Annotated in this window: 1 protein-coding gene and 1 pseudogene; one reads left to right on the top strand and one right to left on the bottom strand. The window is 64.0% G+C overall.

Annotated elements, in window-relative coordinates; all coding sequences use genetic code 11:
• Positions 1–274, top strand: a pseudogene (locus NKJ23_RS34390) (transposase); the annotation flags it as partial.
• A 312-nt stretch (positions 275–586) separates the two neighbouring features.
• Here NKJ23_RS34390 and NKJ23_RS34385 read toward each other — a convergent pair.
• Positions 587–1,746: IS110 family RNA-guided transposase (locus tag NKJ23_RS34385; protein WP_352685160.1), on the bottom strand; the 1,160-nt coding region annotated here is incomplete at its 5' end.

The following is a 1,746-nucleotide window of genomic DNA, read 5'->3' as shown; positions in this document are numbered from 1 at the left end:
CTGGCAGCGCTGCTACGTGCACTTCCTCAGAAACGCGCTCGACTACGTGCCGCGCAAGGTCGACGACGATTGCCTGATGGAGCTCAGATGGTTCTACGACCGGCGCGACCTTGCCGAGGTCAAACGCGACCTGGCGCAGTGGATCGCCAAATGGCAGGCCAAATACCCGAAGCTGGTCAACTGGGTGGAAGATAACATCGAGGAGACGCTGAGCTTCTATCGGCTGCCGCTAGCTCACCACAAGCACATGAAGTCGACGGATGACATCGACAAGCCTGATTTCGACTTTTTCGATTCCTGTTGCGTTTCTTTGTTCGGCTCAGGTGAGCCTGTTTCTTCGTCCCGGCCCACAGGATTTCCCACGCGAGCGTGTCGAGACGCAGTCAAGGCTGGCCGGTGCGATGGCGGCACGGCCGGCTGCGAGGTTTTCCAGGCCACGCCTTGACGGCGTCGAGCACGGCGCCAGTCTGGAGCGGACCGAGGGCGTCGGTCGTGCCGCCAGATTTCCTTGTGCTATATTTGTCCGGCACGGACGACCACGTGGCAAAGAGTGGTGCGAGAGGATGAGAGTGCCGCCACGCAGCCGTTATAGTCGTTCCTCGTTTGTGGCGTCCGTGCGCCGCTTCAGCCCTCGTGACCGCCAATGCCGAACCATTAGCTCGTAGGCACGTTCGGCATTCTCGGCCGCGGCTTTCTCGCTGTTTCGCAACTCCTTCACGTTGTAGGCGTAAGCCGAACCGCGGCGACCGACACCGCGCTCGCCCGGCGCGCCAGCCTTGAGAGCGAGCTGCCTCTGCTTTGCCGCCACCAGCGCCGGGCGAGCCCAGAAGTAGTCCTGCTCCTTTGTCAGCAGATGCCAGATCAACACCGCGAGCTTACGGGCGACCGCCACGACTGCGACCTGATGGCCACGCTTGTTGCGGATGCGTAGGAAGAAGGCTCTGAGCGGTCCGGGCGCCTTCGCCGCCGCCCAGGCGGCCTCGACCAGCATGGCGCGGGCATGGGAACGCCCATGTTTGCTGATCCGGCCATATTGCGCCAAGCCAAGACCGGATTGGCGCACACGCGGATTGAGGCCGAAGTAGCTCACCAGCTTCTGCGGTTCGCCGAAGCGGTGGATATCGCCGACGGCGGCGATGATACCGCTCGCGACGATGGCATTGACGCCGGTGATCGTCTGAAGCCGCCGGACTTGCACATCATCAACCGCTTCCCGGGCGATGTCGCGATCGAGGTCGGCCAGATCCTCGGCCAGGCGGTCGATCTCGCGGATGTGGCGGGCGATGGCGGCCCGCTCGTCGTCGGGAAGCACCTGCCGCTCGAGCCAGGCGCGACCGCGATTGTTGAACAGATCGGCATGCGGGCACTTCGGCACGAGGTGCGCCTGCAGGATGCCATGCACCTCGTTCTTCACGCGCGTGCGATGCCGAACGAGCTGGTTGCGCCGCGCGACGAGGCGGCGAAGCCGCTCGGTCCGCTCGTCAGGTACCCAGACCTCCGGCAGAAAGCCGCTGGCATGGAGCTGCGCCAGAACGCCGGCATCGATCTTGTCGGTCTTGATCCTGGCATGAGCGATCGCCTTCACCTGCATCGGGTTGGCGACAATCACCCGGCCGACATAGGGCGACAGAACCCGCACCACCGCCATGGCGTTGCCCGTAGCCTCGACGACAACCTCATCCGTCCGTCGCAAACTGCGGCCGAACCCTTCCAGTCCCGAGCGGGTCATGTCGACCCGTCCGTGAT

It is taken from the genome of Mesorhizobium sp. M0184 (genome assembly GCF_040322215.1).
Classification (GTDB): Bacteria; Pseudomonadota; Alphaproteobacteria; order Rhizobiales; family Rhizobiaceae; genus Mesorhizobium.
The sequence above is the reverse complement of the archived record's forward strand: the minus strand, read 5'-3'. Positions and strand labels throughout refer to the sequence as shown.